Source organism: Pseudomonas sp. ANT_H4 (assembly GCF_008369295.1).
Taxonomy (GTDB): Bacteria; Pseudomonadota; Gammaproteobacteria; order Pseudomonadales; family Pseudomonadaceae; genus Aquipseudomonas.
In genome coordinates, this window is record NZ_VOBG01000025.1 from 21,716 (window position 1) to 48,059 (window position 26,344).

Annotated in this window: 22 protein-coding genes and 8 pseudogenes; 13 read left to right on the forward strand and 17 right to left on the reverse strand. The window is 56.4% G+C overall.

Annotated features, from left to right (window positions below; genetic code table 11):
- Nucleotides 1–5: 5 nt before the first annotated feature.
- A pseudogene (locus FQ182_RS23915) lies at nt 6–1,142 on the reverse strand (MFS transporter).
- A 350-nt stretch (nt 1,143–1,492) separates the two neighbouring features.
- On the opposite strand from FQ182_RS23915, the gene FQ182_RS30485 reads away from it, so the two are divergent.
- The 5 genes and pseudogenes from FQ182_RS30485 to FQ182_RS23940 all read left to right on the forward strand — a co-directional run.
- A complete protein-coding gene (locus FQ182_RS30485) occupies nt 1,493–1,834 on the forward strand; it encodes a hypothetical protein (protein WP_080758782.1) in 342 nt (113 codons plus the stop codon).
- Between the two features lie 100 nt (nt 1,835–1,934).
- Nucleotides 1,935–3,191 (forward strand): TolC family protein, encoded by a 1,257-nt coding sequence (locus tag FQ182_RS23925; RefSeq protein ID WP_034114905.1) that lies wholly within the window; start codon nt 1,935–1,937, stop codon nt 3,189–3,191.
- Entirely contained in the window at nt 3,188–4,663 is a 1,476-nt protein-coding gene (locus FQ182_RS23930) for an efflux RND transporter periplasmic adaptor subunit (RefSeq protein ID WP_034114904.1), read from the forward strand. Before FQ182_RS23925 ends, FQ182_RS23930 begins: the two co-directional genes overlap by 4 nt.
- The gene (locus FQ182_RS23935; RefSeq protein ID WP_149414636.1) at nt 4,660–7,818 is read left to right on the forward strand and encodes an efflux RND transporter permease subunit; all 3,159 of its coding nucleotides are present in this window, start codon (nt 4,660–4,662) and stop codon (nt 7,816–7,818) included. The genes FQ182_RS23930 and FQ182_RS23935 overlap by 4 nt, the downstream gene beginning before the upstream one ends.
- Nucleotides 7,819–8,030: 212 nt before the next feature.
- Nucleotides 8,031–8,384 (forward strand): annotated as a pseudogene (locus FQ182_RS23940) (ATP-binding protein); the annotation flags it as partial.
- 595 nt (nt 8,385–8,979) lie between these two features.
- On the opposite strand, the gene FQ182_RS23945 reads toward FQ182_RS23940, so the two are convergent.
- Together FQ182_RS23945 and FQ182_RS23950 are read right to left on the reverse strand one after the other, a co-directional pair.
- Complete coding sequence (locus FQ182_RS23945; protein WP_034114902.1) at nt 8,980–10,308, reverse strand: OprD family porin; 1,329 nt, start codon at nt 10,306–10,308, stop codon at nt 8,980–8,982.
- Nucleotides 10,309–10,523: 215 nt separating this feature from the next.
- Nucleotides 10,524–10,862: a DUF2790 domain-containing protein gene (locus FQ182_RS23950; protein ID WP_034114901.1), complete on the reverse strand. Its 339-nt coding sequence runs from the start codon at nt 10,860–10,862 to the stop codon at nt 10,524–10,526.
- Between the two features lie 935 nt (nt 10,863–11,797).
- On the opposite strand from FQ182_RS23950, the gene FQ182_RS23960 reads away from it, so the two are divergent.
- The 3 genes from FQ182_RS23960 (at nt 11,798) to FQ182_RS23975 (ending at nt 15,376) form a co-directional block, all read left to right on the forward strand.
- A complete protein-coding gene (locus FQ182_RS23960) occupies nt 11,798–12,187 on the forward strand; it encodes a DUF305 domain-containing protein (RefSeq protein ID WP_226926058.1) in 390 nt (129 codons plus the stop codon).
- Nucleotides 12,188–13,026: 839 nt separating this feature from the next.
- Nucleotides 13,027–13,950, forward strand: coding sequence for an NAD(P)/FAD-dependent oxidoreductase (locus FQ182_RS23965; protein ID WP_092230476.1), 924 nt, complete (start codon nt 13,027–13,029; stop codon nt 13,948–13,950).
- Between the two features lie 445 nt (nt 13,951–14,395).
- A complete protein-coding gene (locus tag FQ182_RS23975) occupies nt 14,396–15,376 on the forward strand; it encodes a hypothetical protein (RefSeq protein ID WP_146427313.1) in 981 nt (326 codons plus the stop codon).
- Here FQ182_RS23975 and FQ182_RS23980 read toward each other — a convergent pair.
- Both FQ182_RS23980 and FQ182_RS23985 read right to left on the reverse strand, forming a co-directional pair.
- Nucleotides 15,375–15,506: pseudogene (locus tag FQ182_RS23980) on the reverse strand (OprD family outer membrane porin); the annotation flags it as partial. The gene FQ182_RS23975 and the pseudogene FQ182_RS23980 overlap by 2 nt on opposite strands.
- A gap of 264 nt (nt 15,507–15,770) precedes the next feature.
- Nucleotides 15,771–16,103 (reverse strand): DUF2790 domain-containing protein, encoded by a 333-nt coding sequence (locus FQ182_RS23985; RefSeq protein WP_092230483.1) that lies wholly within the window; start codon nt 16,101–16,103, stop codon nt 15,771–15,773.
- Nucleotides 16,104–16,351: 248 nt separating this feature from the next.
- Here FQ182_RS23985 and FQ182_RS23990 point away from each other — a divergent pair.
- A pseudogene (locus FQ182_RS23990) lies at nt 16,352–16,902 on the forward strand (IS5 family transposase); the annotation flags it as partial.
- Nucleotides 16,903–17,124: 222 nt separating this feature from the next.
- Nucleotides 17,125–17,253 (forward strand): hypothetical protein, encoded by a 129-nt coding sequence (locus FQ182_RS30490; RefSeq protein ID WP_256666354.1) that lies wholly within the window; start codon nt 17,125–17,127, stop codon nt 17,251–17,253.
- Nucleotides 17,254–17,288: 35 nt separating this feature from the next.
- Here the strand turns inward: FQ182_RS30490 and FQ182_RS30495 are convergent, their stop codons facing one another.
- The 8 genes and pseudogenes from FQ182_RS30495 to FQ182_RS24025 form a co-directional block, all read right to left on the reverse strand.
- Nucleotides 17,289–17,576 carry a transporter gene (locus FQ182_RS30495; RefSeq protein ID WP_226926060.1) on the reverse strand — a complete coding sequence of 96 codons (288 nt, stop codon included), beginning with the start codon at nt 17,574–17,576 and terminating at the stop codon, nt 17,289–17,291.
- A gap of 25 nt (nt 17,577–17,601) precedes the next feature.
- Nucleotides 17,602–17,925, reverse strand: coding sequence for a hypothetical protein (locus FQ182_RS30500; RefSeq protein WP_226926062.1), 324 nt, complete (start codon nt 17,923–17,925; stop codon nt 17,602–17,604).
- A 484-nt stretch (nt 17,926–18,409) separates the two neighbouring features.
- Nucleotides 18,410–18,619 (reverse strand): hypothetical protein, encoded by a 210-nt coding sequence (locus FQ182_RS24000; RefSeq protein WP_069553013.1) that lies wholly within the window; start codon nt 18,617–18,619, stop codon nt 18,410–18,412.
- A gap of 464 nt (nt 18,620–19,083) precedes the next feature.
- Nucleotides 19,084–19,176, reverse strand: a pseudogene (locus tag FQ182_RS30505) (peptidase S24); the annotation flags it as partial.
- A 509-nt stretch (nt 19,177–19,685) separates the two neighbouring features.
- A pseudogene (locus tag FQ182_RS30510) lies at nt 19,686–19,769 on the reverse strand (DUF2514 family protein); the annotation flags it as partial.
- Nucleotides 19,736–20,056, reverse strand: coding sequence for a hypothetical protein (locus tag FQ182_RS24015; RefSeq protein ID WP_256666355.1), 321 nt, complete (start codon nt 20,054–20,056; stop codon nt 19,736–19,738). The gene FQ182_RS24015 and the pseudogene FQ182_RS30510, both read right to left, overlap by 34 nt.
- The gene (locus FQ182_RS24020) at nt 20,053–20,346 is read right to left on the reverse strand and encodes a hypothetical protein (RefSeq protein WP_149414638.1); all 294 of its coding nucleotides are present in this window, start codon (nt 20,344–20,346) and stop codon (nt 20,053–20,055) included. Before FQ182_RS24020 ends, FQ182_RS24015 begins: the two co-directional genes overlap by 4 nt.
- A pseudogene (locus FQ182_RS24025) lies at nt 20,343–20,549 on the reverse strand (cell wall hydrolase); the annotation flags it as partial. The pseudogene FQ182_RS24025 and the gene FQ182_RS24020, both read right to left, overlap by 4 nt.
- Here FQ182_RS24025 and FQ182_RS24030 point away from each other — a divergent pair.
- Together FQ182_RS24030 and FQ182_RS24035 are read left to right on the forward strand one after the other, a co-directional pair.
- Nucleotides 20,495–21,661, forward strand: coding sequence for a cbb3-type cytochrome c oxidase subunit I (locus FQ182_RS24030; RefSeq protein WP_149414660.1), 1,167 nt, complete (start codon nt 20,495–20,497; stop codon nt 21,659–21,661). The pseudogene FQ182_RS24025 and the gene FQ182_RS24030 overlap by 55 nt on opposite strands.
- Nucleotides 21,662–21,675: 14 nt before the next feature.
- Nucleotides 21,676–21,896 (forward strand): annotated as a pseudogene (locus tag FQ182_RS24035) (cbb3-type cytochrome c oxidase subunit 3).
- A gap of 49 nt (nt 21,897–21,945) precedes the next feature.
- On the opposite strand, the gene FQ182_RS24040 reads toward FQ182_RS24035, so the two are convergent.
- On the reverse strand, nt 21,946–22,440 hold the full coding sequence (locus FQ182_RS24040; protein WP_149414639.1) for a hypothetical protein: 495 nt from the start codon (nt 22,438–22,440) through the stop codon (nt 21,946–21,948).
- Between the two features lie 126 nt (nt 22,441–22,566).
- Here FQ182_RS24040 and FQ182_RS24045 point away from each other — a divergent pair, with 126 nt between their 5' ends.
- Nucleotides 22,567–23,259 carry an aspartate/glutamate racemase family protein gene (locus tag FQ182_RS24045; RefSeq protein WP_149414640.1) on the forward strand — a complete coding sequence of 231 codons (693 nt, stop codon included), beginning with the start codon at nt 22,567–22,569 and terminating at the stop codon, nt 23,257–23,259.
- Here the strand turns inward: FQ182_RS24045 and FQ182_RS24050 are convergent.
- From FQ182_RS24050 to FQ182_RS24060, 3 genes are all read right to left on the reverse strand, one after another.
- The gene (locus FQ182_RS24050; protein ID WP_149414641.1) at nt 23,256–23,768 is read right to left on the reverse strand and encodes a GNAT family N-acetyltransferase; all 513 of its coding nucleotides are present in this window, start codon (nt 23,766–23,768) and stop codon (nt 23,256–23,258) included. The two genes, FQ182_RS24045 and FQ182_RS24050, sit on opposite strands and share 4 nt — an antisense overlap.
- A gap of 78 nt (nt 23,769–23,846) precedes the next feature.
- Nucleotides 23,847–24,992, reverse strand: coding sequence for a glycerate kinase (locus FQ182_RS24055; protein ID WP_149494043.1), 1,146 nt, complete (start codon nt 24,990–24,992; stop codon nt 23,847–23,849).
- A 111-nt stretch (nt 24,993–25,103) separates the two neighbouring features.
- Nucleotides 25,104–26,204: a sugar diacid recognition domain-containing protein gene (locus tag FQ182_RS24060; protein ID WP_149414643.1), complete on the reverse strand. Its 1,101-nt coding sequence runs from the start codon at nt 26,202–26,204 to the stop codon at nt 25,104–25,106.
- Between the last annotated feature and the right edge of the window lie 140 nt (nt 26,205–26,344).

The window sequence follows — 26,344 nt, forward strand, 5'->3', positions numbered from 1 at the left end:
CATGATCACTGCCCGTGATCATGCAAGCGATGTGTGCTCTTGCTACGTTGTGCTATCAGCAGTATGAGCGCTATCGCAGAAAAAACCGCGCCGGCATAAAATGTCATTGCTGAGCCATACGTTTGCCAAAATAACCCCGCAATCCCGCTTGCCAGCAACATGGATACACCACTCACCAGGTTGAAAATCCCGAAAGCGGTTCCTTTCAATTCTGCCGGTGTCGTGTCAGCGACAAGCGCAGCCAGTAGCCCCTGACTAAATCCCATATGAAGTCCCCATAGGGCGACGCCGAGTATCAACATTGAGACGGACTCGGCACTGGCTAGAACCAGATCGGACAAGATCAGCAATATCAACCCGACCCTGAGGAGACTTGTGCGACTTACACGGTCAGAGAGCTTCCCCACAGGGTAGGCCGAGAGCGTGTAGAACAAGGCCATCACCACCATTACTATCGGCACCCAGGTTGCAGACAACCCTGCTTGCTGAGCGCGCAAGCCCAGGAAGGCCTCACTAAAACGTGCCAGGGTGAACGAAAGCGCTGAGCTGAATGCTCGTGTTCGGACTCATCGACGCCAATAAAAATCAGACTGACCGCTACCAACGCCGGTATCACCGCGATCCATAACACCAGTGGAATGTTTTCACTGAAGGCATACATCAGGCGGATGGCTACTGCTGGCCCGAGGAAGGCCCCTATCGTATCCATGGATTGACGTAAGCCGAAGCAAGCGACGGATATGCGGTGGCGATACATCAGCGACCAGGGCATCACGTGGAGCGCGGCGAATACCTTTGCCGATCCGATCCAGAAAGCGTGCGGTGAACACCATTTCTGCAGAGTGAGCCAATGGAAAGAGCGGCTTGGTGAGTGCCGCAAGACCCTAGCCAACCAGCAGCAAGCCCTTGAGACGACCGACGTAGTCGCTGATCGCCCCTGAAAACACTTTCACTATCAGGGCCGTCGCCTCCGCAATGCCCTCGATCAGACCCAGAGTGATTATGCTGATGCCTAGAGTGCCCACCAGAAAGATAGGCAGCAAGCTATGAACCATTTCTGAAGAAAAGTCCATGAACAGGCTGACGAAACCTAGCGCCCAGACCGTACGGGGAATGCTATGTGTAGCTATTGTCTCGGACATATTCCAGTTTCCTTGGCTGTCGTCCGCAAGTGTATCTACAGCGTCCAGTGATTCTGTTGCGGCGAGCTCATATTGAGCTATCTGCTCAACAAACTTATAGGCGGTAGGATAGTAGGTGTTTGGCGGGTATCTATCTGTTGTTGAGCGCTGTTCTCGGCACGGTCCACTGGTTCTACCCATTTCGGTGATCCTTATCGTGGCATTACCGACTCACGAGACAATCATTTACGAAGCCTGACCTATCAGCATGCGTATAGACAGGCCGCTAAATTAAGGAGCGCCGTTGCTGCTGGTTCTACCTGACAGATTCGTAATGGTATCGCCCGTCGCCAGCGACTAAACTTCCTCGCATGAAACGCTATCTGCGGTTGTTCCTCATTTTTCTGATCAGCTTGGCGCTTCCCCTGAGCGGGATGGCGGGCATTCAGTCACCGACAGAACCTTGCCCGACGAACACGACGGGTATGACCATGATGGATGATATGAACCAGGACTGTTGCGGTGATATGAGCAGCTCCGCCGATCATGGCAAACCCTGCAAACCTGGTCAGGAATGCAGGAGCGCCAGTCTGCTACAAGTGTTGTTGGGGAAACCTGCCACCCGTTTGTCCAGTCCGCAAATACTAACAATCTTCAGCGACTCCCTGTCTACTCAGGCTCCCTCCGGGGTGTGGCGACCGCCTCGCGCTTGATTCCTGTACCCCACTGAGCCTCATCCCGCCCTGGCGCGGGATGGCATATCTGCGCGCGAGCCCAAGACACGCGCAGTGGATCATCACAGGAATCGTGAACATGAATCCCAAGTGCTACTGCACCGGTTGGCCCCTCGTGGCTGCCCTGGCGGCAAGCGTGCTGGCATTGCCAAGCCTTGCTGCACCCCTGACACTCGACGAAGCCTTACGGTTGGCTGAAAACAATGCACCATCGCTGACCGCCCAAGCGGCCAAACTGCAAGCGGCCAGCAGCGCCGCCATTCCAGCTGGAGAACTACCCGACCCGAAGCTCCTGCTGGGCATACAAGACTATCCCATCGGTGGCCCTGACCGCTGGCGCCTCGAGCAGGACGGTATGACCATGCAGATGGTCGGCGTCATGCAGGAGGTGCCCAATCGTGACAAGCGTAGGGCGCGTATCGAAGTTGCCGAGGCGGCCGTAGATCGAGCCGCGGCCGAAGGCCGTGTCGAGCGGCTGAACGTTCGTCAGGCCACGGCATTGGCCTGGATCAGCAGCTACTCCGTCGAGCGTAAAGAGGTGCTGTTTCAGGATTTTTACCGGGAGAACCGTCTGTTGGCCGATACCGTCCGGGCGCAGATCGCCGGTGGTCGTGCCCAACCTGCCGATGCAGTAACGCCGAAACAGGAGGCGGCTCAGTTGGCGGAACAACAGGACGAGTTAATTCGCCTGCGTGCGCAAGCCCGAGCGGCCCTCAAACGCTGGATTGGCCCAGCGGCCAATGACCAGCCCGTCGGCAGCTTGCCCGAGTGGCCCATCGATACCTCAGGTTATTCCCATAAGCTGCAATATCACCCCGCATTGGCGGCATACGCGCCAATGACTCGCGAAGCGCAGGCCAAGGTCCGTGAAGCAGAGTCCGAAAAGCAGTCCGACTGGAGTTGGGAGCTTGATTACCAGCGCCGCAACCGTCAGTTCGGCGACATGGTCAGCGTGCAGTTCACGTTCGACTTGCCACTGTTCCCCGAGTCCCGACAGAACCCGAAGATCGCCGCCAAACACGCTGAACTGAATCAGTTGGAGGCCGAGCGCGAAGCTCTCGTACGTGAACACACCCAGCAACTGGAGGACGATCTGGCCGAATACGAGCGTCTGAACCGTGCCGTGTACCGCAGCCAGGACAGTCTGTTACCCCTGGCCAAGGAAAAAGTCGGGATGACCATGGCCAGCTACCGGGCCGGTAAAAGCGACCTGGCACCTGTCATCACTGCCCGACGTGAACTCATCGAGGCCCGCCTCAAACAGATCGACTTCGAAGAACAGCGAGCCCTCACCAGTGCTCGCCTGTATTTCGCCTATGGGGACACCAATCAATGAGTACTCGAATCTGGAAAGGGGCTTTGCTGGCAGGTCTCTCGATTACCTTGGGCGCTGCCGGCGGTTACTGGTTCGCTCAACAGCGCATGCCTGATAGCGCAGCCGAACAGGCCCCTAAAGCCCAAGACGAACGCAAAGTACTGTATTGGTACGACCCGATGTCCCCGCAGCAGAAGTTCGATAAACCAGGCAAGTCTCCCTTTATGGATATGGAGTTGAAGCCCCGCTACGCGGATGCTGCAGCGGACAGTGCGGCCATCAGTATCGACCCCAGCCTGACCCAGAATCTCGGTTTGCGAGTGGCCACAGTCACTCGCGGCGTGCTTACTTCCAACTTGGACGTGGTCGGTGTGTTGGCATTCAACGAGCGGGATGTTGCAGTGATTCAATCGCGTACTGCTGGCTTTGTGGAGCGAGTGTACGCCCGTGCTCCAGGCGATGTGCTCAAAGCCCATGCGGCTTTGGCCGATATCCTGGTACCGGAATGGGCCGCTGCTCAGGAAGAGTTTCTCGCACTCAAACGCAGTGGCGATGCCGACTTGCTGGCGGCAGCACGCCAGCGCTTGCGCTTGACCGGGATGCCAGCACCGCTGATTGCTCAAGTGGAGCGAAGCGGCAAGACCCAGCCGGTCCTGACGCTCACCAGCCCCATTAGCGGTGTACTGCAAGAGTTGGATGTACGCTCGGGTATGACCGTGGCGGCCGGCGAGACTCTGGCTCGAGTCAATGGATTGAGCAGCGTCTGGCTGGCAGTGGCCGTACCAGAGTCGGAGACTGGATCGATCATCATGGGGCAAGCGGTAGAAGCACGTTTGCCAGCCTTTCCGGGAACAGTGCTCAAGGGCACAGTCAGTGCGATTCTGCCCGAAACCAACCCCGACAGCCGAACTGTGCGTGTCCGGGTCGAACTGCCCAACCCTGATGGGCGACTCAGGCCGGGCATGACGGCCCAGGTGCACCTAAAACGCTCTACCGAACAAAGCGTGCTGTGGGTGCCGAGCGAGGCAATCATTCGCACCGGCCGACGCGTCCTGGTGATGCTCGCCGAAGACGCGGGTCGCTACCGCCCCCTAGAAGTGCAACTCGGGCAGGAAAACGAAGGCAAAACGGTGGTATTGAAGGGGTTGGAAGAAGGTCAGCAGGTAGTCAGCTCTGGACAGTTCCTGCTCGACTCTGAGGCCAGTCTCAAGGGCATTGTTGCGAGCACGCTGGAAATGTCACCACCCAGCGCAGCAGCCTCCAGCTTTCATGAGGCGGATGGGCAGATCGTCGAGATCAATAACCAAGACGTAACAATCGCCCTTGGTCCGTTCAAGACGCTGGGCATGCCTGGTATGACCATGACCTTCCCATTGACTGACCCTGCTCTCGTTCAAGGTCTCAAGACGGGAGACAAGGTTAGGGTATCGGTTAGCCAAACCGATGATGGTTTACGCATTGAACGCCTGGAAAAACTAAGGGGTCAGCCATGATCGCCGCCCTGATTCGCTGGTCAGTGGCCAACCGATTTCTAGTGCTGCTGGCGACGATCTTCGTCACGGTCTGGGGCGTCTGGTCGGTTCAGAGCACGCCGATCGATGCACTTCCGGATCTCTCCGATGCTCAGGTAATCATCCGCACCCCTTATGCGGGACAAGCGCCGCAGATCGTTGAGAACCAGGTGACCTACCCGTTGGCCACCACCATGCTCTCGGTGCCAGGGGCCAAGACCGTACGCGGCTATTCCTTTTTCGGCGACAGCTTCGTTTACGTGCTGTTCGAAGACGGTACCGATTTGTATTGGGCCCGCTCCCGGGTGCTGGAATACTTGAGTCAGGTCCAAAGCCGACTGCCGACTTCCGCCAAACCGTCCTTGGGGCCAGACGCCACAGGCGTGGGCTGGATCTATCAGTACGCACTAGTGGACCGCAGTGGCGGACACGACCTGGCGCAACTGCGCGCCTTGCAGGACTGGTTCCTCAAGTTCGAACTCAAGACCCTGCCCAACGTTGCGGAGGTGGCCACCGTGGGTGGCATGGTCAAGCAGTATCAGGTCCAACTCGATCCACTCAAGCTGGCCAGCCTCGGTATCACTCAGGCTGAGGTAACCGACGCTATTGGCAAGGCCAATCAGGAAACCGGTGGTGCGTTGCTGGAGATGGCGGAGACCGAGTTCATGGTGCGCGCCTCCGGATACCTGAAGACGCTGAATGACTTTCGTGCCATTCCGCTCAAGCTCGGTGCTGGCGGGGTGCCAGTGTCCCTAGGCGACGTGGCGACGATCCAGCTGGGGCCGGAGATGCGCCGCGGCATCACTGAACTCGACGGCGAAGGCGAAACCGTCGGCGGCGTGGTGATTCTGCGCAGCGGCAAGAACGCTCGCGAAACCATTGCGGCGGTCAAGGCCAAACTGGACGACCTGAAAAGCAGTCTGCCGACCGGGGTGGAAATCGTCACCACCTACGACCGCAGCAAACTGATCGACCGCGCAGTGGAAAACCTCAGCTACAAACTGCTTGAGGAGTTCATCGTCGTCGCGTTGGTCTGTGGGATATTTCTCTGGCACCTACGTTCATCCCTAGTGGCCATTATCTCTTTGCCGGTGGGGGTGCTCATTGCCTTCATCGTCATGCGGCATCAAGGAATCAACGCCAACATCATGTCCCTTGGCGGGATTGCTATTGCCATCGGCGCCATGGTCGACGCCGCCGTGGTAATGATCGAGAACGCTCACAAGAAGATCGAGGCTTGGCATGTGGCCCATCCTGGGGAGGAGTTGAAGGGCGAACGTCACTGGCATGTGATAACCGAAGCGGCGGCGGAGGTGGGGCCGGCGCTGTTTTTCTGCCTGCTGATCATCACCCTATCGTTCATCCCGGTGTTCACCCTGGAGGCTCAAGAGGGTCGTCTGTTTGGTCCATTGGCCTTCACCAAGACCTATGCCATGGCGGCGGCGGCCGGACTCTCGGTAACCCTGGTGCCGGTACTGATGGGTTACTGGATTCGTGGTCGGATCCCCAAAGAGGACCAGAACCCGCTAAACCGCTGGTTGATCAGGATCTATCAGCCGGCCCTTGATGCGGTGTTACATCGACCCAAAGTCACCCTATTAATCGCGTTAATGGTTTTCCTCAGCGCGTTGTGGCCGATCTCTCGTTTGGGTGGCGAGTTCCTTCCTGCAATGGACGAGGGCGATTTGCTCTATATGCCTTCGGCTCTGCCGGGGTTGTCGGCACAGAAAGCGGCGCAGCTGCTGCAACAGACCGACCGCTTGATCAAGACGGTACCCGAAGTCGAACACGTTTTTGGTAAGGCTGGTCGTGCCGAAACCGCTACCGACCCGGCGCCGCTGGAGATGTTCGAGACCACTATCCAGTTCAAACCACGCGAACAGTGGCGTCCTGGTATGACCCAGGAAAAATTGGTGGAAGAGTTGGATCGAGTGGTGCGCGTCCCTGGGCTGACTAATATTTGGATACCACCGATCCGCAACCGCATGGACATGCTCGCCACTGGGATCAAGAGTCCGATTGGAGTGAAAATTGCCGGCACAAACTTGACGGAAATCGACGCGGCGACTCAGGCGGTCGAGCGCGTAGCCAAAAACGTGCCCGGGGTCAGTTCGGCTCTGGCTGAACGATTGACGGGCGGCCGCTACATCGATGTGGATATCGACCGCAAAGCCGCTGCCCGCTACGGGTTGAATATCGCTGATGTGCAGTCGATCGTCGCCGGTGCTATTGGTGGTGAGAATGTTGGCGAGACCATTGAAGGGCTCGCCCGTTTTCCGATCAATGTGCGCTATCCCCGAGAGTGGCGTGATTCGCTTGGCGCCCTAGAGCAACTGCCGATCTACACTCCGCTAGGGAGCCAGATCACCCTTGGCACGGTGGCGAAGGTCAAGGTCAGTGAAGGCCCGCCGATGCTCAAGAGCGAGAACGCCCGACCTTCCGGGTGGGTGTATATCGACGTACGTGGCCGGGACATTGCCTCAGTGGTTGCCGATCTGCGTCGTGTTGTCAATGAGCAGGTCAAGCTGCAGCCAGGCATGAGCCTGAGTTACTCGGGGCAGTTCGAGTTTCTTGAACGAGCCAACGCACGGCTCAAGCTGGTAGTGCCGGCCACGCTGATGATCATTTTCGTGCTGCTGTACCTGACGTTTTCCCGATTCGACGAGGCTTTGCTGATCATGGCCACCTTGCCGTTCGCCCTTACTGGTGGGGCATGGTTCCTCTACCTACTCGGCTTTAGCCTGTCGGTGGCTACCGGCGTCGGATTCATTGCTCTGGCGGGTGTGTCTGCCGAATTCGGCGTGATCATGCTGCTCTACTTGAAAAACGCCTGGGCCGAACGTGTAGAGGCCGGCGACAGTACCGAGCGAGGGCTAATAGCAGCAATTAGCGAAGGAGCCGTGCAGCGGGTTCGACCCAAGGCCATGACGGTGGCGGTCATCATTGCTGGCCTATTACCGATCCTATTGGGCAGCGGTTCCGGTAGCGAAATAATGAGCCGCATCGCTGCGCCCATGGTCGGTGGTATGGTTACCGCGCCCTTACTGTCCCTATTTGTCATCCCGGCAGCTTACCGATTGATGCGCCGACGACGCCTCGCGGTTGAATCCATACCCTCGGAAGGAAGCAGGCCATGAAGTGATTGTGTCCGCCACTGCACGCCCCATGATTGTTTGTGCAACGTCATCCAGCAGTCTGATTTTTTGGTCTGGCAGGGGGCGACCTTTATAATCAATCGGTGATCGAACTCTATCGGAACTGCGTCAAAACACGGCTGATAGAGATCGACGCTGGTGGCAGTGCGTTGGGCTGAACCTGATCATGGCGACTCCAAGGGCGTGGGTACAACGGCTACAGAGTGCGCTACCTGCGCCTGCCACACCTGCTGGAAGACCTCTTCGCGAAACTGATGGACAGCTACGCCAAGACCGATCTGCTGATCCTCGACTGGGGGCTTGTGCCGCTTACCGCCGAGCAACGGCGCGACATGCTGGAGTTGCTGGATGACCGCTCTATGCCGGTGGACAAATGGCATGAGCTTATCGTCGATCCGACCTTGGCCGATGCCATTTTGGATCGGCTGGTGCACAACGCTTCCTGCCTACTGACAAACAGCGTCAGCGAGTTTGGTTCCGTTGATGTGTCGCCTGCGGTATCTAAGCGCCCAGACCGGCCCTCGGAGCTTCCGGCTCCTACCTCCTGATGGTCTCGACCCCCGCTACGCGGAGTTTCTGCTTTACGCTCTGCAGAGATCACACCCGACTATCCACTCATGGCAGGTTCAGCCCTTCATTGCTCCGGTTTCGAGCAGCTACTACGGCCTCTGTTGACTTCTGTCGCCCATCCCGTCATCTCGCGATGCCGGTAGCACATGGCAGGCTAAACAGATCTCCCAGGGTAATTCGCGCGACCTTCCTGCTTATGCCTGTCGGATTTACGTCACAGCGCTCCGTGCAAGTATTGGGCTTGGGCAATTATGGCTACCTTACCCCGCTGTGCCGCCTAATCCGCTTCCTGTTCGTCAGGCCAGCATTTTGCCTCGGGCTTCCTTCAGATTCGCGGTCACCCGCGACACCCTTGCCTCTGGCTAACACTTCCCCTTGCCGGGTGTGTAGAGGACTTTCACCTCCAAGTCACCAGTGTGGCCACCACAGCCAAACTGGTTGCGCTTGCGCGCAACGCGCCATGCCTGGCGCACCATAAAAAAAGGCGCCACAAGGGCGCCTAAGCCGCCTCCCAACCAAAGGAGTAACAAAGAGACGGGTTGTACCTGGTGAGCTAGGTAGCTAATGCTCGATTTAGAGAATTTGCAGCGGGTACTCCACAATCAGACGAATCTCATCCAAATCTGATTCGAAGGCGGTAGCCCGAGTCGTCGCTTGGCGCACACGGAAGGACATGTCTTTCAGGGAGCCGGCTTGAATGATGTACTTAGCCTCGATGTCTCGCTCCCAACGCTTCTGGTCCTGCAGTGGAGCGCCATCAGCTCCTCGGCGCATATAGACGCTGTTCGCATTCGAGTAGTCAGCATCCCAGCCCTTCGCGTAACGAGTCATGAAGCTCAGGCCAGGAATGCCAAAGGACTGCATATTCAAGTCATAGCGTAGCTGCAAGGATTGCTCTTTCGGGGAGTTGAAGTCGCTGTATTGGATAGAGTTATCCAGGAAAATAGAATCAGATTGGCGCAGGTAATCAAAATCGTCATCCCCATTGCTGCGCTGGTAGCCAACGGTCAGCGTGTGGGCACCAAACTGGATACCGGTCTTACCGCTCCAGATGTTGTTATCGAAGCTGCCCAGCAGTTTTTTTCCCTCGTCGACTGCTCGGTAGTAGTTCAGGCCACCAATCAGCGCGACAGTCTCGGAAAGTGGGTAGCTTAACGTGGTGCCAGCGTAATACTGGTTCCACACATCTTTGAAGCGGCTGGTATAGAGACTCACACCGATATGTTCGTTAACGGTGTAATCGCCACCCAAGTAGGCGATCCAAGGCGCGTCTACAGATCCTGCATAGAACGTAGCGAAACCATCGCGCATGCTGCTTGAATTCGGTTGGCTCATCGCATGCAGGCGACCACCCTGCAAGGTCAGGCCTTCAATGCTGGTGTTGGCAAACGTGGCGCCACGAAAGCTCTCAGGCAGCAGTCGTGAGTCCCCATACGCCACAACAGGCGTGGAAGGAAATACGTCCCCAACCTTGACGACCGTATCTAGCAAGCGAAGCTTGGCTGCTCCACCGACTTTTGAATAGGTATCCTCAGGCTGACCCTTGCTGTTGTAGGGCATGATGTCTACTGTGCCACCGGCTCCAGAACGGCCATCACCCGAGTCAAGCTTGATCCCCTGCATTGCGAATGCATCAATGCCGAAGCCCACAGTGCCCTGTGTGAAGCCTGACTCAAAACGTCCGATAATTCCGTGAGCCCACTCTTCGGAGTAACCGTTCCCCGTTCGACTGGACTGACCGTTGCGAAAGTCGCGATTGAAGTAGAGATTTCGGTTGAGAATGTTAAAACTGCTCCCCTCAATGAACCCCTCTGGCTTTTGCTCAACGGCCACTGCAACCTGCCCCAGACTCATGCCAAGGGCAATGAGGGAAAGACCATAAAAGTTATTATTATTATTCATGTAATACCCCAGGCTTTTGCTTGGCAGAGTTTTAATGTGAAATATTTATGATTATAAGCATGCAGGTGAACACCCTGCGTGCAGCAGCATAGTTTCACATCTAAAATAACGCTAGCATGACCTAAAAATTACTTTTTTGTCAGCGGAATGTAATTATCCACTTGGTGCTCCATAAATAAACCTTAGTTTCTCTAATGCACTTGGACCGTAAGCGATCAGCCACCATGAGGGCAATTACTGACCAGCACTTGGTACTCGAGGGTATTCAACTTGCCACTCGAGTCTTCGTAGGTCATACGCGAAGGGGCCAACCCACAGTATCTAGATCCTGTGGTTGGGGTCATACTGATAACTTTTGCGATATCAAGGTTCAAACCATACTGGTAATGAACAACCTCAGGTATGGCCTTACCATTTTTGATGGCATATTGCTCCATCGCCTGCTGATTTTCTTGCATCATCCGACCAAAGACGCGATCCCCTCCACCCTCAGCTATGGCAAAGGACGAAACTGCCAATACCGCAATAGCGATGACTGCCTTCAATGATTTCATGACCCTCTCCTAACTCTAATTCACTGATGGTTAGAGAGTAGCTAATGATACCTGTCAGAAAGCTGCCGTTAACATTACATATCTGTCAGGCAAGGTCTTTACTCAATTAATGGCATGCTTAACAGCGCGCCTATAATTTGTGTTTCGACCGTTATTAGGTGACGTTCGGTACTAAACTCAATTCGCAACGAAGTGTTAACCAACCAAGAGCTGACAGAAATGTAATTTTAATTTCAGTCGACTGTCCGCCGAGCGTGGTCTAGGGTGAAATATGAGCCCTTGGCCCTTGGGTATGCACTTACTTGAATGCTATTTAACAGCATCTTGCTCGCGTTACGCTTGGTGCTTGTCTGCAGTATCACTCATCCGCGATCAGTCTGAAATGATCAGTTGTTTTTAATAGAAATTATCGAATGCCGCTGGTCTCAGCACCACTGCTAGTGTTGTCTTTCCTTGGATGCAATGGAGAACATAGCTATGAGCGACACCCCGGTTACCTCTCACAGAAACACTCACCAATACCTGCGGCCTTGCGTTGAGGCGTGTAGCGACTGCCACAAAACCTGTCTGAATACAGCGATGACCCATTGCCTTGAGGCGGGGGGTAAACACCTTGAGGCCGAACATTTTCGCCTAATGATCAACTGCGCCGAGATCTGTCAGACGTCGGCCAATTTCTTGTTGAGTGGTTCCACCTTTCACCACCACGTTTGTGGGGTTTGCGCCGAGATCTGTGATGCTTGCGTGAAGAGCTGCGAACAGGTCGGTGGTATGGAAGATTGCGTCAGGGCCTGCCGTGAATGCGCAGAGATCTGCCGAAAAATGGCTGGCGAACAGAGTTAGTCAAGCCCCATGCAGTACAGAAATAGCAATTTCCGTGTTCGGGGGCCATGGCATGCATGTGCCAACCCTTCGGCGCTAATAGGAGATTCACAATGTCACAGCATATCAAGCACAACAGCTCTAGCCGGTTCACTTTGTCGATGAGGGTGGTAGCGATGGCTGTCGCGGTAATGGCAGCAGCGCCGACGTGGACTAATGCCGCAGAACCCACGAAAAGCGAAGCGATGCAGATGCCTTCCGAGCAGAAGGATCATTCGAAGATGATGAAACAAATGGGCGGCATGTCCATGACTGGTGACGTGGATTATGACTTCGCGGCCAACATGCGCATGCACCACCAAATGGCAGTCGAGATGGCGCAAGCCGAACTCCAGAACGGAAAAAATCCAGAGATGCTCCGTATGGCCAAGGACATAATTGCCGCACAGAAGAAGGAAATCGCCGTATTCGATCAGTGGATTAAAGCGAATAAAAAGCCATGACTATGGTGATGCCGAAGTCGATCTGTGCGCCGTATCTTTGAAGGAAATAACCGCGCCGGTTTGGACGGTAATTCGCTGCCGGCGCATATCACGGTGAACTGGTACTGGACGAAAACTATGCTGCGCTTGGTCCATGGATTTCCAAAACCATTCGAGATAGGCCAAAGACCTGCAAGCAAAGGCACTATTTGAGTCCGAGATGATCTTCTTCCTCTGTCACTGCGCGTTGAGAAGCAAAATCGTTTGAGAGCAGTAGAGACATTGCGAGACCAGAACATGGGCCAAAGCGTTCTGTTCGAGCTAATTTCGATAACTGCATGATGGCCGGTATTGTCCTGCTCGTGGCGCGGATGAGCCGCGTGGTCGGCGGAGCGATTATACCCCGTGCAATGTGTTGGATATGACCGCTCCGCGCTTTGGTACCGCCAGATACGGTCTGATCGGGGCGCCGCGCAAGTACGCTGGCTGGGCGTCTCGAAAATGGCCAACTTTAGAGGGACCGAGGCTGCGCTTACGCCAAAGTGATCGTACGCGGTCAAAAATGACTAATCGGTTGCCGGAAACGACGGTTTTACAGTCGTCCGGCGACCCGTTCGTGGTCGTGGCGCGAGACGGCGAGATGCTTGCGTCTGCCGAGGCCAACACCGTTAATTATCAGTTTCGGACAACGCTACGCAGTGACTTAGACAGCGTTTCAGCTCGGTAAATGAATGATAGATACCAAGTTGGCCGGTGGTCTGACCGCCTGAAACAGTAGTTTTTGGAGTTAGAACTGGGCGCCTCAATTCACTGCCAAATGACTCTGGCTCCGGCAGCGTCGGCAATAGAAGGAAAGCCGGATGACAAGCAAGCAGGCTCAATATCATGTGGTGGATTGCCTTATCGTCGGTGCAGGCCCTGCCGGGCTGACGGCGGCTATCTATTTGGCGCGCTATCGCCGACAGGTTCTCCTGGTTGATGCCGGCCAGAGCCGTGCGGAGCTGATCCCGATCACGCACAACTATCCCGGTTTTCCTCAAGGTGTTTCGGGCGCCGAGTTGTTGGCTCGGCTGCGCAATCAGGCAGAGCGCTACAATGTTTATGTCCGACGAGCCACCGTGAAAGCACTATCAAAGCGAGGAGACGACTTCATCGCCGACATCGACGATGACCGCGTTGTTGCGTCAACTGTGATTCTTGCCACCGGCGTTATTGATAAGCCTCCTGAGATACCCAATCTACGTGAGGCCACTCTCGGTGGCTATGTGCGTTGGTGCCCGATTTGCGACGGATACGATGTCATCGACCAGGACATTGCTCTTCTCGCCTCCGCCGAGGAAGGTTTCAAGCATGCGCTATTTCTCCGTACCTACACCCGCCAGCTCACACTTATTGTGCAACCGGGCGGCAGAGAACTAGACAACGACGAACGTCTCAAAATTGCACAGGCAGGCGTCCGTCTCATCGAGGAACCGATCGAGCAAATCCGCAAGATCAAAGGGCATCGTGTGGCGCTACGCTTGGCTAACGGCGACGAACTCAGTTTCGACACCCTATACCCGATGCTTGGCTCCAACGCACGGACCGAATTGGCCAAAAGCCTCGGCGTAACTTTTGAGAGCGATGGCGAGTTGGTGGTGGACACCGACCAGCGCACGTCAGTCCTAGGGTTGTACGCGGCGGGCGATGTAGTCAACGCGCTCAATCAGATGAGTGTTGGAGTCGCCCATGCGGCGACTGCGGCGACCGCGATACACAACGCCCTCAAGGACAACTATCGCTGATAAGTTAATCTCGAAGAACGGTCTGCTTCGGCCATACACTGATAGCAGCCCACGACATTACGTGCTGGTGAGAGGCAGCTCGGACTGAGCAGCGACCTTTATTTCTGCTCATTAGCAGTAGGGATTTAGTCGGTAATGCTGCGCTGCATGGGGATAGCGTTAATACCACCCAGGCGACACGAGCCTGAGAGGCAAGGCTACGGGAGATGAGCACAGCCACAGCCTTCGCCGCGGGTCGGCTACGAGCGCTTACCGTGCCGGAGCAGACTTTCTCGAGATCAAGCGTCAGGTGGCTGGCGGCGCGATGGCACCGTATACGGCTATATCGAGGGGCCGAGGTACCGGCGCTGCTCGATGAAGCAGAACCGAAGACCCCAATCTGCCGCGCTATACGGAGATCGTGGTTATTGTGCATACATCGGTAGGGAATACTCGGAGTCAGACGATGCCGTTGATCAAAGCAAGTACGCTCTTATCCGCCTTTTTTGCATTCACGACGACGGGCTGCCAACCCCCCAGCGTTCAGCCATTATCAATCACTGGGGATGCCGTAGCGCGACCTCAATCGGCGTGTCAAAAGGAGGACTTCATCTGGAAAAACAAGATTGTGCCTTCCCTCTACGGCTCTGAACTCCCAGCGCTGACTGCGCCAGGCATCGGCGATACCTTAACCTTGGCAATGCCGAGTTTTACGGTTAAGTCGCTGACTGCGCAAGGCGATGAGCTGGAGCAAGGGCGGCGCAAATTGGTGCATGCATTTGGTGCAGAGGCGCGCTTCCGGTTTGTGGCAAACCGTGGAGTGGCGAGTCGCTATACCGGCATCTTCCAAAGTGGCGCCGACTGCGTGATCGGCCGTCTTTCGGTGGCGACTAAGCCGACGGATACGCACTCTGTGCCGGCCTTAGCTTTGAAGTTTTTCATTGACGATAATCACCCGTCGGTCAATCTACAGGTTATGAACTCCATCGACGGCCAAGAGGGATACAACTTCTTCGAAAAGACTTTCAGCAACATCATTCCACCCGCAACCTCTTTTGCGACGCGCTTACTAGCCGGTTTCTTTGAATGGGCAGCCATACGTTTTGGGGCTAGAGATTCAGATCCTGGTCACTTGACCGTTGAGCACCTGGCCGGCATTAACATCGATGGCTCTAAAGTGGCTGCGCCAAGGGCGCCTTATCAACTTATTTTTAAGCCACGGCCGGCAGCTGTTGCTCGCTTCAACGGGGTGACAATGCAGGATGACTTTCGGATAAAGCTGACTGACTTCCCTGTCGGAGAGGTGCTGTACGACGTTTACGCCTTGGATAAAGGCGAGACGGTCGAGCAGGCTAAACTTTTAGGCCAGCTGGTTCTAAATTCCAAGATCGTGGCATCTCGGTATGGCGACGAAAAGCTCTACTTTCAACACAATATGCAAAGATAGTTCGACTGGACTGACCGTTGCGAAAGTCGCGATTGAAGTAGAGATTGCGGTTGAGAATGTTAAAGTTGCTCCCTTCAATGAACCCCTCTGGTTTTTGCTCAACGGCCACTGCAAACTGCCCCATACTCATGCCAAGGGCAATGAGGGGAAGACCATAAAAGTTTTTATTATTCATGTAACACTCCAGGCTATAGCTTGGCAGAGTTTCTTTATGAAATATTTTATCGTTATAAAAACCCTCCGGCACGTGAGAGTTTCTTCTACGCGCCGGCAGACATGACTCCATACAAAAGATAACTCAAGTGCGGCCTGAAAATTACTTTTATGTCAGCTAGCCGTAAGCGCGATTAAACAATCAAACCAAATAATATGACGCAGACATGGCTCCTTTGGACTAGCCTCCGTGCTGGCATTTGGTACCCATAACTATGTACTCCAAGGTATTGAGTTTGCCAGCAGAGTCCTCATAGGTCATGCGCGAAGGCGCAACGTCACAGGATTTGTTGGCTTGGGTGACACTAACTACCTTCTGAACATCCAGGTTCATACCATATTCATAATGAACAATCTCAGGTATGGCTTTACTATTTTTGAGAGCGTATTGCTCCATCGCCTGTTGATTTTCTTGCATCATCCGACCATAAACACGATCTCCTCCGCCTTCAGCCATGGCAAAGGATGAAACTACCAATATCGAAATAGCGATGACTGCATTCAATGTTTTCATGATTCTACGAGCTCTAATTCACTGGTGACTAGATAGTAGCTAATGATACCTGTCAGAAAGCTGCCGTTAACATTACATGTCTGTCAGGCAAGGTCTTTGCTCCGTTAATGGCATACTTAAGAGAACTCTGAAAAAGACTTCCAGCTCTGGTGAAATAACGAACATGACGGTTTTACCCCATGAAACAGATGTCCTTCGCTGATGCCTAGTACGCCGGCAAACGTAAGCAGACCCGCCGCGAGCGCTTCCTGATTGAAATGGATCAGGTCGTGACCTAGAAGGGCTTGATTGCCTTGATCGAACCGCATTATCCGAAGGGCGAAGTCGGTCATCCAGCGTATCCGTTGATGGCGATGCTGCGGGTTCATCTGATGCCGAACTGGTTCGGCTCCAGCGATCCGGCGATGGAAGAGGCACTGTATGAGACCACGATCCTGCGCCAGTTTTCCGGCCTACATCTGGATCGAATTCCCGATGAAACCACGATCCTGAACTTCCGCCGCCTGCTAGAAAAACATGAACTGGCGGGCAGGATTTTGCAGATCATCAACGGTTATCTGGACGATCGTGGCTTGATACGGCGCCAAGGCACCGTGGTCGATGCGACGATCAGTCATGCCCGAGCCCGAGCTCGACCAAGAACAAGGACGGCAAGCGCGATCCGGAAAGGCATCAGATGAAGAAGGAGAATATGTATTTCTTCGGGATGAAAGCGCACATTGGCGTCGATACCGAGTCCGGTTTAATGCATAGCCGACGAGGGCTGTTGACAAATAGCGATCTTGAAAGAGTTCAACGGCGGGCTTCCTGAGGAGCTCATCACCAATTATTTTTGACCGTAAAAAATAAGAAATTAATAAATAACAGTAGGTTATTGACGAATCGAATGACCCCCCTTATCTAGGCATATCTCTCACTTGGCCTTTGACTCCGAAAGTTGACTGGAGAGCACCGCGTTATCTTGCAGGAGGAGCTGCTTGTCTGTGGTCAACTCGGTCAGTTGGGTTTTAGCTCGGGTTAAATGTTCCGTCAGCAGGGCACGCTCCCGTTCGCTTACGGCCAGGTTCGTCTGCGTCTCTGCCAAAGACTGCGCGCCATGCCCATGGCGCTGTTCCAGAGCAAGATGGTGTTGGCGCCGATGCCGAATTGATCCACGCGCCGACTAAAGACTGACCCAAGTCCAATCTAACGAAATGCAGCACTGGCATTGGTTCGCAAGAATTCAGAGGGGCTCAGTAAAATCTCGGCACGTGGGTCAATTCGGCATCGGCGCAAACACCCAAGTTCAGGCTTGAATGACCAGCGATTGTTGCCGAGATTTACCAGCCTGCTAGCGTCGTATTGGCCGAGCGGCGCCGTGATCGCCAGGCTGGCGCCGATTATCACATCCTGTTGATAGCTGGGGAACTCCGTCAGGGACATCGCCGGGGCGCCATATAAGTTGACCGAGAAGCGGAATCTTGGATCGATCAACCCTGTAACATTACGATCCTTGGGTTCACCGGCGAGCAGAGCCCGTCAATCTTGCCTCAGGCACCACGATATCGAACTTCCCGGAGCGGCCCCAGACGTCCAGAGATTTGGCAAAAGCAAGCACGACAGTCTTTATATTGAGCTTGGCATCTTGGAGCGGGATTGAGGGGTGGGCCGTCACGCTGCCGTTGAGATCGCTGTAGCCCATGAGCAGGAAATTGATACCGACCGGCGTATTGGCGTAGGACCTGGGTTCGAGATCCTCTGCGACTGCACCGGGGCTACTATGATGAGCGAAGCGGATGCGAACCGAACCAACCTGACGACGCAGAGTTTGTATTTCATTCACATTCGCTCGCTTCCTGTGAGGACCCCAGAGTTCTATGTATTGTTGTAGCGCATCAGCATTCGTTTGGCACTGACAGCTGCCACCAGCACTGTGTGGCCGCACTTCGATCGGATACTCTTGGCCGATCCTCGATTGACCAAAGCATCACGCACTTCCTTGAACCGCTTCCGGATGATGCCGGCGGCCTGGCATTGCAGTTTCCAGTCCTCATACAGGACTAGCACCTCATGATCTGCACGCCCCTATCGCGCCAGCACCAATAGCGCCTGCCCCCCATCACCAAGGTGACAGTCAGCCAAGCGGCAGGCACTATCAGCATCAACAAGGCTGCATTCGACTTGAGCACTTGAAGTGCTGGACGACGGAAACGTCTGAGCAGATACCGGTGCAGTGGGGGGTGTAGTGGTCAACTGCCGTGCAAATAATTTTTTTAAACGATAAATCGAGAGATTAATGCCGCAGATAGCAACGACGCTCCGTGAGTTTAAAACGGGTCTGGCCCCGGCTCTACACCAGTGAAGGTGATCTCAACGGGGTCACTTTCGCGCTGCCACGCTAGCTGATAGACCAGCCACTGGTGCTTTCCTTCTTTACGATCAGCCACCAACAACAGCGTCCATCCTGCCCTCAGCAACTGGTTGGCGTTTTCCTCGCTGCGAGTGCTGATCAACCTCTTCGTTTGGTCTATCGCCATTGCCAATTTCCGTAATGTGCCATCGTTATAGAGGCGTAAAGGCTAGCAGGCCATTTGATGATGAGCCCCTATGCGCAATCCCTTCAATGCGTATGTATTGGTAGCAGAGCTTAGGCGACAACTGGGCGGATTGTGTTGCCATGACGTTTTCTTATAGATCAAAACTAATCAGCTGAAGGTGGTCAAATCGAATGCAAATGTGGTGGTCAATTAGCATGCAATTTCCAATCTCTAGTTTTGTACCAAGCTCAACCGTTAGAAAATCATCAGCCAAGTCGCGTCCTGCAAGCCGGTTTTAGGTTTGAACAATAGACAAGTTTCTGATCAGAGCAAACCTACCGAAATATGTTGACTAGACATTTATTGACTTAAATTTACACATCTAAACATATGAGCGCTGCATACAACCACCACTCAAGCCTTGAGCTTTCATAGTCGACATATGTTCCCCATTATAAAACAAGAGCCGGCGATGGAAAGCCCGCAGGCACCCGAAAAGAGCAGAAAGGCAGCTTCGTGCCGCCCTCGGATATAGGACCTAAAATGGTAAAGCTCATGACGCGGCCCTTCACAAGAACTGTACGAACATACAGTTAACTTTGTAGGGCGCTTGCGGTCAATTTCTCTGTAGGGGATTTCGACAGTCGGTCAGCGCGCAATACTCCTGACGTACGCCTTCAGGTCGCAGAGCGATCAACCTGCCGACCATAGCTTCTTGACGAGTAAGTCTAAGAATATGGCCCAGAAAATTGCTAACACAGCTGTTAATGCAAGCCACCGTAAGTCCATGATCAAAAATCCAAAAACCGCCCTGTTGTGGACTTTTTATCACTCAAAGATGGGCAGATATATGAGACCATTCCTAAAATTATTATTTAATGGCAATAGCCCTCACATACGCCTGACTTGGTTGCCGCTATCGGTGATGGCGACAATTCGTTGAGCATCCGCGGGGATCGATCTACTCGCCGAATGGCGCCAGACTTTACTTGGTCTACACTCCACCAATCGAGCTACCACTCCCCCTAGATGCTCGACTTCGGCCCGCCATGTGCGGGCTTTTTCATTAGCCTCTAAACCTGAGGCTTTCATAACTCCTCTCGCAAGTCAGCCCGGCTATTCGGGCTCTGTCATACGCAACCGCCATCTCTCCCGCTCTTTCATCAGCGCGCTTGAGCACGTCGGCAAGCACCATTGCGGCGCGACCAACTGCCGCTCATACCCGATCCGCTGCCGACGCTCTGCCAGCAAAGCCCGGACCTTCACTTCTAGGCTGTCGGACATCTTCAAGCCAGCGGCGGCCCAGGGCGGCACCGCCACCTCCTGCGTTTTGCACAGCACCAGCACCGGCACCTCGACCCGCACAGCGCGGACCTCCGACTCCCAGGTCGCGCATTCAGCCAGCACCAGCATCGCCCCCATCACCAGCCACCTCATAGCCCCAACGCCTGATCAATGATCGACTCTGCCGCTTGGACTGGATCGCCGCCGCTTCGCTCCCGCAACTCCCCCGCCTGCACTAGCTCGCCCAGTTTCTTGCCCTGCTCACCGGCCAGCACTTCCAAGTTGTCGCGGCCGTTTTTGGCCGTGGACAGATCACTGTTCGCGGTATCGAGCAGTGGGCGGTAGTGACCGGCGGCAAGCCGCGCACCGCCGGCCGCACCAACGGCCAACAACAGGAGCACCGCCAGGCCAATACCTGCAAGCCGCCACGCCGCGGAACTCATGGCACATCCTTGAAAAATACGTGGTGCCCGAGTTTCAGCGTCTGCTTGGCACCTTTCGCCCAGGTCGGCGGCTTTGGCATGGTGGTCGCGTAGTAGTGCGTGGCCCCGCCAGTTGGATCTGGTACCGAGCCCGACATCACCTGGTCAGCTGCGCGCTGGGCCTGGGCGAACTGCCTGGCCGGGATCGGTTTGGCGCGACAAAGTCGTCCGCCAATTCGTTATCGCAACCGTGGTATGGGGTGTCATCGGCATGGCCATGGGGGTGTGGATCGCCTCGCAACTGGTGTGGCCAGAGATGAACCTGGACTTGCCCTGGACCACCTTTGGCCGCTTGCGGCCCTTGCACACCAGCCTGGTGATTTTCGGCTTTGCCGGCAGCGCGCAATTCGCCGCCAGCTATTACGCGGTGCAGCGGACCTGCCAGGTACGGCTGTATTGCGACACCTTGGCAGCCTTTACCTTCTGGGGTTGGCAGTCGGTGATCGTGATCATGTTCATCACCCTGCCCCTGGGCTACACCACCACCAAGGAATACGCGGAGATCGAGTTCTCCGGCGCGGTGTGGATGACCGTGGTGTGGGTGGCTTACGCCATTGTATTTTTCACCACCGTGGTGCAGCGCAAGACCAAACACATCTATGTCGGCAACTGGTTCTTCGGCGCGTTTATCGTGGTGATTGCCATGTTGCACGTGGTCAACCACCTGTCGATTCCGGTGGACTGGTTCAAGTCCTACCCGGTGTATTGCGGCGCCACCGATGCCATGGTGCAGTGGTGGTATGGGCATAACGCCGTGGGCTTTTTCCTCACCACGGGTTTTCTGGGGATGATGTATTACTTCGTACCGAAACAGGTCGGTCGGCCGGTGTATTCCTATCGCCTGTCCATCGTGCATTTCTGGGCGTTGATCACCCTGTACATCTGGGCCGGGCCCCATCACTTGCACTACACGGCGCTGCCGGACTGGGTGCAGTCGTTGGGCATGGCGATGTCGCTGATCCTGCTGGCGCCAAGTTGGGTCGCGATGATCACCTTCGGCTCGCTGTCCCACATGATCCCGAAAATTTACGGCCGCGCGCAGATGCACAGCATCCCGTTGATCAACCTGCACTTCTGGCTAGCGACCATCGGCACGGTGTTGTACATCGCCTCGATGTGGGTCAACGGCATTACTCAGGGCCTGATGTGGCGGGCGATCAACGACGACGGCACCCTCACCTATTCGTTTGTCGAAGCCTTGCAGGCCAGCCATCCGGGATTTGTGGTGCGGGTGGCGGACTTGAAGGTCGCGCAACTTAATGCGCAGATCGCCTGAAGGAGGCATTGGGCATGTGGGACATAGCGCTGAATCTGCTGGCGGTGGTGTGCCTCTACGGCGCCGTTGAATACTGCCTGCGTGGCCAGTCGCGGGAGGCGCTGGATGAGGCCAGCCTGATTCCGTTTGCCAATGACCCATAGGTGGCACGGCGCGTGGAGCTGGCGACCGGTAGCAGGTCAAGGCGGTGGCGCCGCAAGAGGCGAAACCAGGCTGGGGCAATGTCGAGCTTTAGATTTTTGTAGGAGCGAGGGGACGCCTAGTTCTTGCTCGCTCCTGCACGATCAACCGCGCTCGCGGGGGATCAGGCTCTGCAACTGCAAGGCCAGGAAGTTGGCATCGAAGGCGAAGGTGTCCGGGTCTTTCAGGCCGTTGGTTTTCTTCCACAGCCAGTCGTTTTTACCCGGCAGCAGCACCAGGGAAATACTGCCGTAGCGGGCGGCGGTCAAGCCCATCACTGATAGGGAAATCAGGCCGCCGGCGCCCATCACATCCGGCACGAACTCCACCGGTTTGCCGGCGATGTGGATGGTCAGCTTCTCGGTCTTGAAGGTCGATACTTCAGCGAGAACAGCCGGGCTGAACGCCACATACGCTTCACGCTGCACTTCCAGCAAACCGACGGTTTTCACTGGCTCCAGCCACTGCTGGATCTGGTCGAACAACTCGCCGATCTTTTGCGTCCAATGGGCCGATTGCACCTCAAATTGCTGCTGCTTGTGCGCTTCGCTATCGGCGTAATGACGAAGCATCTCGCCCAGTTGCTGTACATCGTCCATTGCGGTGTTCCTTGGGTGACCCATGTTGCGAGCCTGAATCATGGCAGATGCCGGCAGCGGGCGTATGACTAAAGCGTGGCCATTGGGTAAGGTGGGTAACTCGCCCACCTGTTTCAGGAGCTTTGCATGCGTACCATTGGCCTAATCGGCGGCATGAGCTGGGAGTCCAGCGCCGAGTATTACCGGATCATCAACCAGCGCGTGCGCGATCAACTCGGCCCGCTGCGCTCGGCGCAACTGTTGATGTACAGCGTCGACTTCGGCCCTGTGGAACAGGCCCAGCACGCCGGGCGCTGGGATGACGCGGCACTGATCCTGGAAGATGCGGCCCGCCGTCTGCAGGCCGGTGGCGCCGAGTGCATCGTGCTGTGTACCAACACCATGCATCGGGTGGCGCCACGAATTGAGGCGGCGGTGTCGATACCGTTTCTGCATATTGCCGACGCCGCTGGTGCCGCGGCGGTGCAAGAAAACACCCTGACCGTCGGCCTGCTGGGCACCGCGTTTACCATGGAACAGGACTTTCTCAAGGCACGCCTGGCGGCCCAAGGCTTGACCGTGCTAGTGCCAGACGCGCAAGAACGCCAGGCAGTGCACCGGATCATCTATGAGGAGTTGTGTGTCGGGGTGATCAGCGAGGCGTCACGCCAGGTCTATCAACAGGTGATCAAATCCCTGGCAGCTCGCGGCGCCCAGGCCATCATCCTCGGTTGCACGGAAATCGGCCTGCTGATCAAGCCCGAGCATTGCGACCTGCCGCTGCTGGACACCACCGAGCTGCATGCGCAGGCTGCGGTGGCGTTTGCCTTGGAGGACTAGGCTGACTTGCGCAGCCGCGCCATGGTCAGGGCATCGACAAAAACGCCGTCACGCAGGGCGTAATCGCGCAACCGGCCTTCGGTCTCGAAGCCGAACGTGTGATACAGGCGCTGGGCGGCTTCGTTGTCGCCGTACACCGTTAGTTCCACCCGGTGCAGGTTCATCCAGTTGTCGGCCACCTCCAGCGCTGCGCCCAGTAGTTTGGAGCCTACGCCCTTGCCTTGCCAGGCCACCGCAACGCCCATGCCGAGTGAGCCAACATGGCTTTGGCGAACGCGCAAGTACTGTTCCATCCCGAGTTGGCCGATCACCTCACCGGCATGCAGCGCCACCAACTGTAGCCGCCGCTCGTTATCCATCACCAGGCGTTTGCGCCAGGCCTCGACGGACTGGAAAGGCATTTGCAGCACCTGACGGCATACGGCCGGGTCGTTGTAGAGCGCGGCGACGCCTTCAAGATGGGCTTCGGTAAAGCGCTGAATGACGATCTGGGGTTCGGGGGCGTGCATTGTGTTTCATCCTTTGAAAAACAAATGGCCGACCAGTGTAGAGGGCATGCTCACAGGAAGGCGAGCCCAACGCTGCCGTCAGTTGGAACGCTGGGCCGCCAGGCGCCACACCCGCGCAATATCCGCCGCGCGCTCACGCAACAGTCGCGGCGCGTCGCTGCAGGCTTGTTCCAGGGTCATCGGCGCAGACGGCAAGGCAAACGCCGCATCCACACCGTGGGCGTACATCTGCTCGTAGCCATCGCCCAGGGTACCTGCGATGACGATCACCGGGACGTTGTGCTGCTTGGCGATGCGGGCCACACCAAACGGCGTTTTACCGCGCAGGGTCTGTGCGTCGAAACGGCCTTCTCCGGTGATCACCATGTCGGCGCCGCGCACGGCGGCTTCCAGGCCTACCAGTTCGGCGACCACTTCAACGCCTGCACGAAACTGCGCGCCGAGGAAGGCCTTGGCGGCGAAGCCCAGGCCGCCTGCTGCGCCGCTGCCGGGTTCGTCGCGTACATCCTTGGGCAGGACCTGGGCGCAGTGATCGGCAAAGTGGCCGAGGGCTTTGTCCAACTGTTCGACTTGCTGGGGGTTGGCGCCTTTTTGCGGGCCAAAAATTGCCGAAGCGCCGTGAGGACCGCACAGGGGATTGTTGACGTCAGCGGCGATTTCAAAGCGTACCTGGGCCAGGCGCGGGTCCAGTTGCTCCAGGTCGATATACGCCAACTTCGCCAGCGCCAGGCCGCCACGGGCCAGAAGCTCGCCGCTGGCATCACGCAGTTGCACACCGAGCGCCTGCATCGCCCCAGCGCCACCATCATTGGTGGCGCTGCCGCCAATCGCCAGGATGATGCGTTGGGCTCCGGCATCCAGAGCGGCACGGATCAATTCGCCGGTGCCAAAGGTGCTACTGGAACAGGCATCGCGCTTGCCCGGCGCCACCAGTTGCAAGCCGCTGGCTTCGGCCATTTCGATAATTGCGGTGTGGCTTGCGGCCAACCAGCCCCAACGTGCCTCTACCGTGCCACCCAACGGATCTTGCACCCGATTGCTACGCAACTCACCCTCGCAGGCCGCGAGCACCGACTCCACTGTGCCTTCACCGCCATCCGCCATCGGGCATTTGATCAACTGCGCGTCAGGCCAGACCTGTGCCAGACCTTGGGCAATGGCCTCGGCAACGCCTTCGGCACTCAGGCTGTCCTTGAACGAGTCGGGGGCGATGATGATCTTCATGGGCTTTCTCCGGTGTTTATGACGCCCATGCTGCCAGTTGACACAGGCAATAACGCCGGTCCTTTGCACAAGTTCCGGTGAGGTTTGTTGTTCATTTCTACAAAACCGCTCCTACACAGGCTGGGGGAGCAACTGTACGCCCAGGTACAACGCCAGCATTCCATCCAGGGTCAACGGATCGACGCCACTCAGCTCGGCGATGCGCTCCATGCGGTAGCGCAGGCTGTTGCGGTGAATGCCCAGGGCATCGGCGCAGGCCTGGCTCTGGCCATCGTGTTCGCACCAACTACGCAGCGTCGCCAGCAATTGGCCGTTGTTGTCCTTGGCCAGTACCTTGCGCAGGGGGTTGAGCAGCTCGTCGAGGGCATCATCGTTGCGATGGCGCCAGAGCATTACTGGCAAGCGGTAGCGCGTGAGGGTCAGCAGCCTCGACTGAGGCAGCACATCACGCCCGTAGGCGAGTAGATCGCCCACCCGTCTATAACAGCGGCGCAATCCAGACAGCCCATCGGCCTGTCCGCCCACAGCAACCCGCAGGATGTTCCAGCCCAGGCCTTCAAGTTTTTCCAGCAGGCGCGGGTTGTCCACCAGCACTGACGCCGGCCGGCACCACAGTAAAGAGAACTGCGCTGAGCTGACGCACCAGCTGTCCGGGTAGCGCGACGCCAGCCAGGCGCTCAAGGCGTCGGCCGTCTGCCCAGGGCCCAGCTCAAACAAATACGGCGTGCGGGCCAGTTGCGGCTTGAGACCCAGTTGCTGCGCTTCGTCCACCAGACGCGGCGAGTCGCCGCGCTCGGCCAGCAACAGGGCGAGCAAATCATCACAACGCTGGCGCCGCCATTGTTGCTCGGCCTGCTGGTGGCGCTGGCTGACCAGCATTTCAGCGGTCATGCGCACCAGTTCGGCGTAGGTGCGCAACAGCTCCGGTTCGCCGGTAATGCCCAGCACGCCGATCAAGCGCTGATCATGCAGCAGCGGCAGGTTGATCCCCGGCTGCACGCCCTTGAGGTGCTTGGCGGTCTGCCCGTCGATCTCCACCACCCGACCGTTGGCCAGCACCAGTTGTGCGCCTTCATGGCGGGTGTTGATGCGCTCCGGTTCACCGCTGCCGAGGATCAGGCCCTGGCTGTCCATGACGTTGACGTTATAGGGCAAAATGGCCATCGTCCGATCGACAATATCTTGCGCCAGGTCATGATCCAGTTCGAACATGGGGCTAAATTCCTTGGAAAGCGGTTTCTTTGAGCGGTTGTTCAAAGGCACAGCGCAAACGATTAATTGCTGTGCGCGGGCACAAAGACACCCACGATGGGGTGGCCGACACTCTGGGGGCGATCAACGTTACCCCCGCA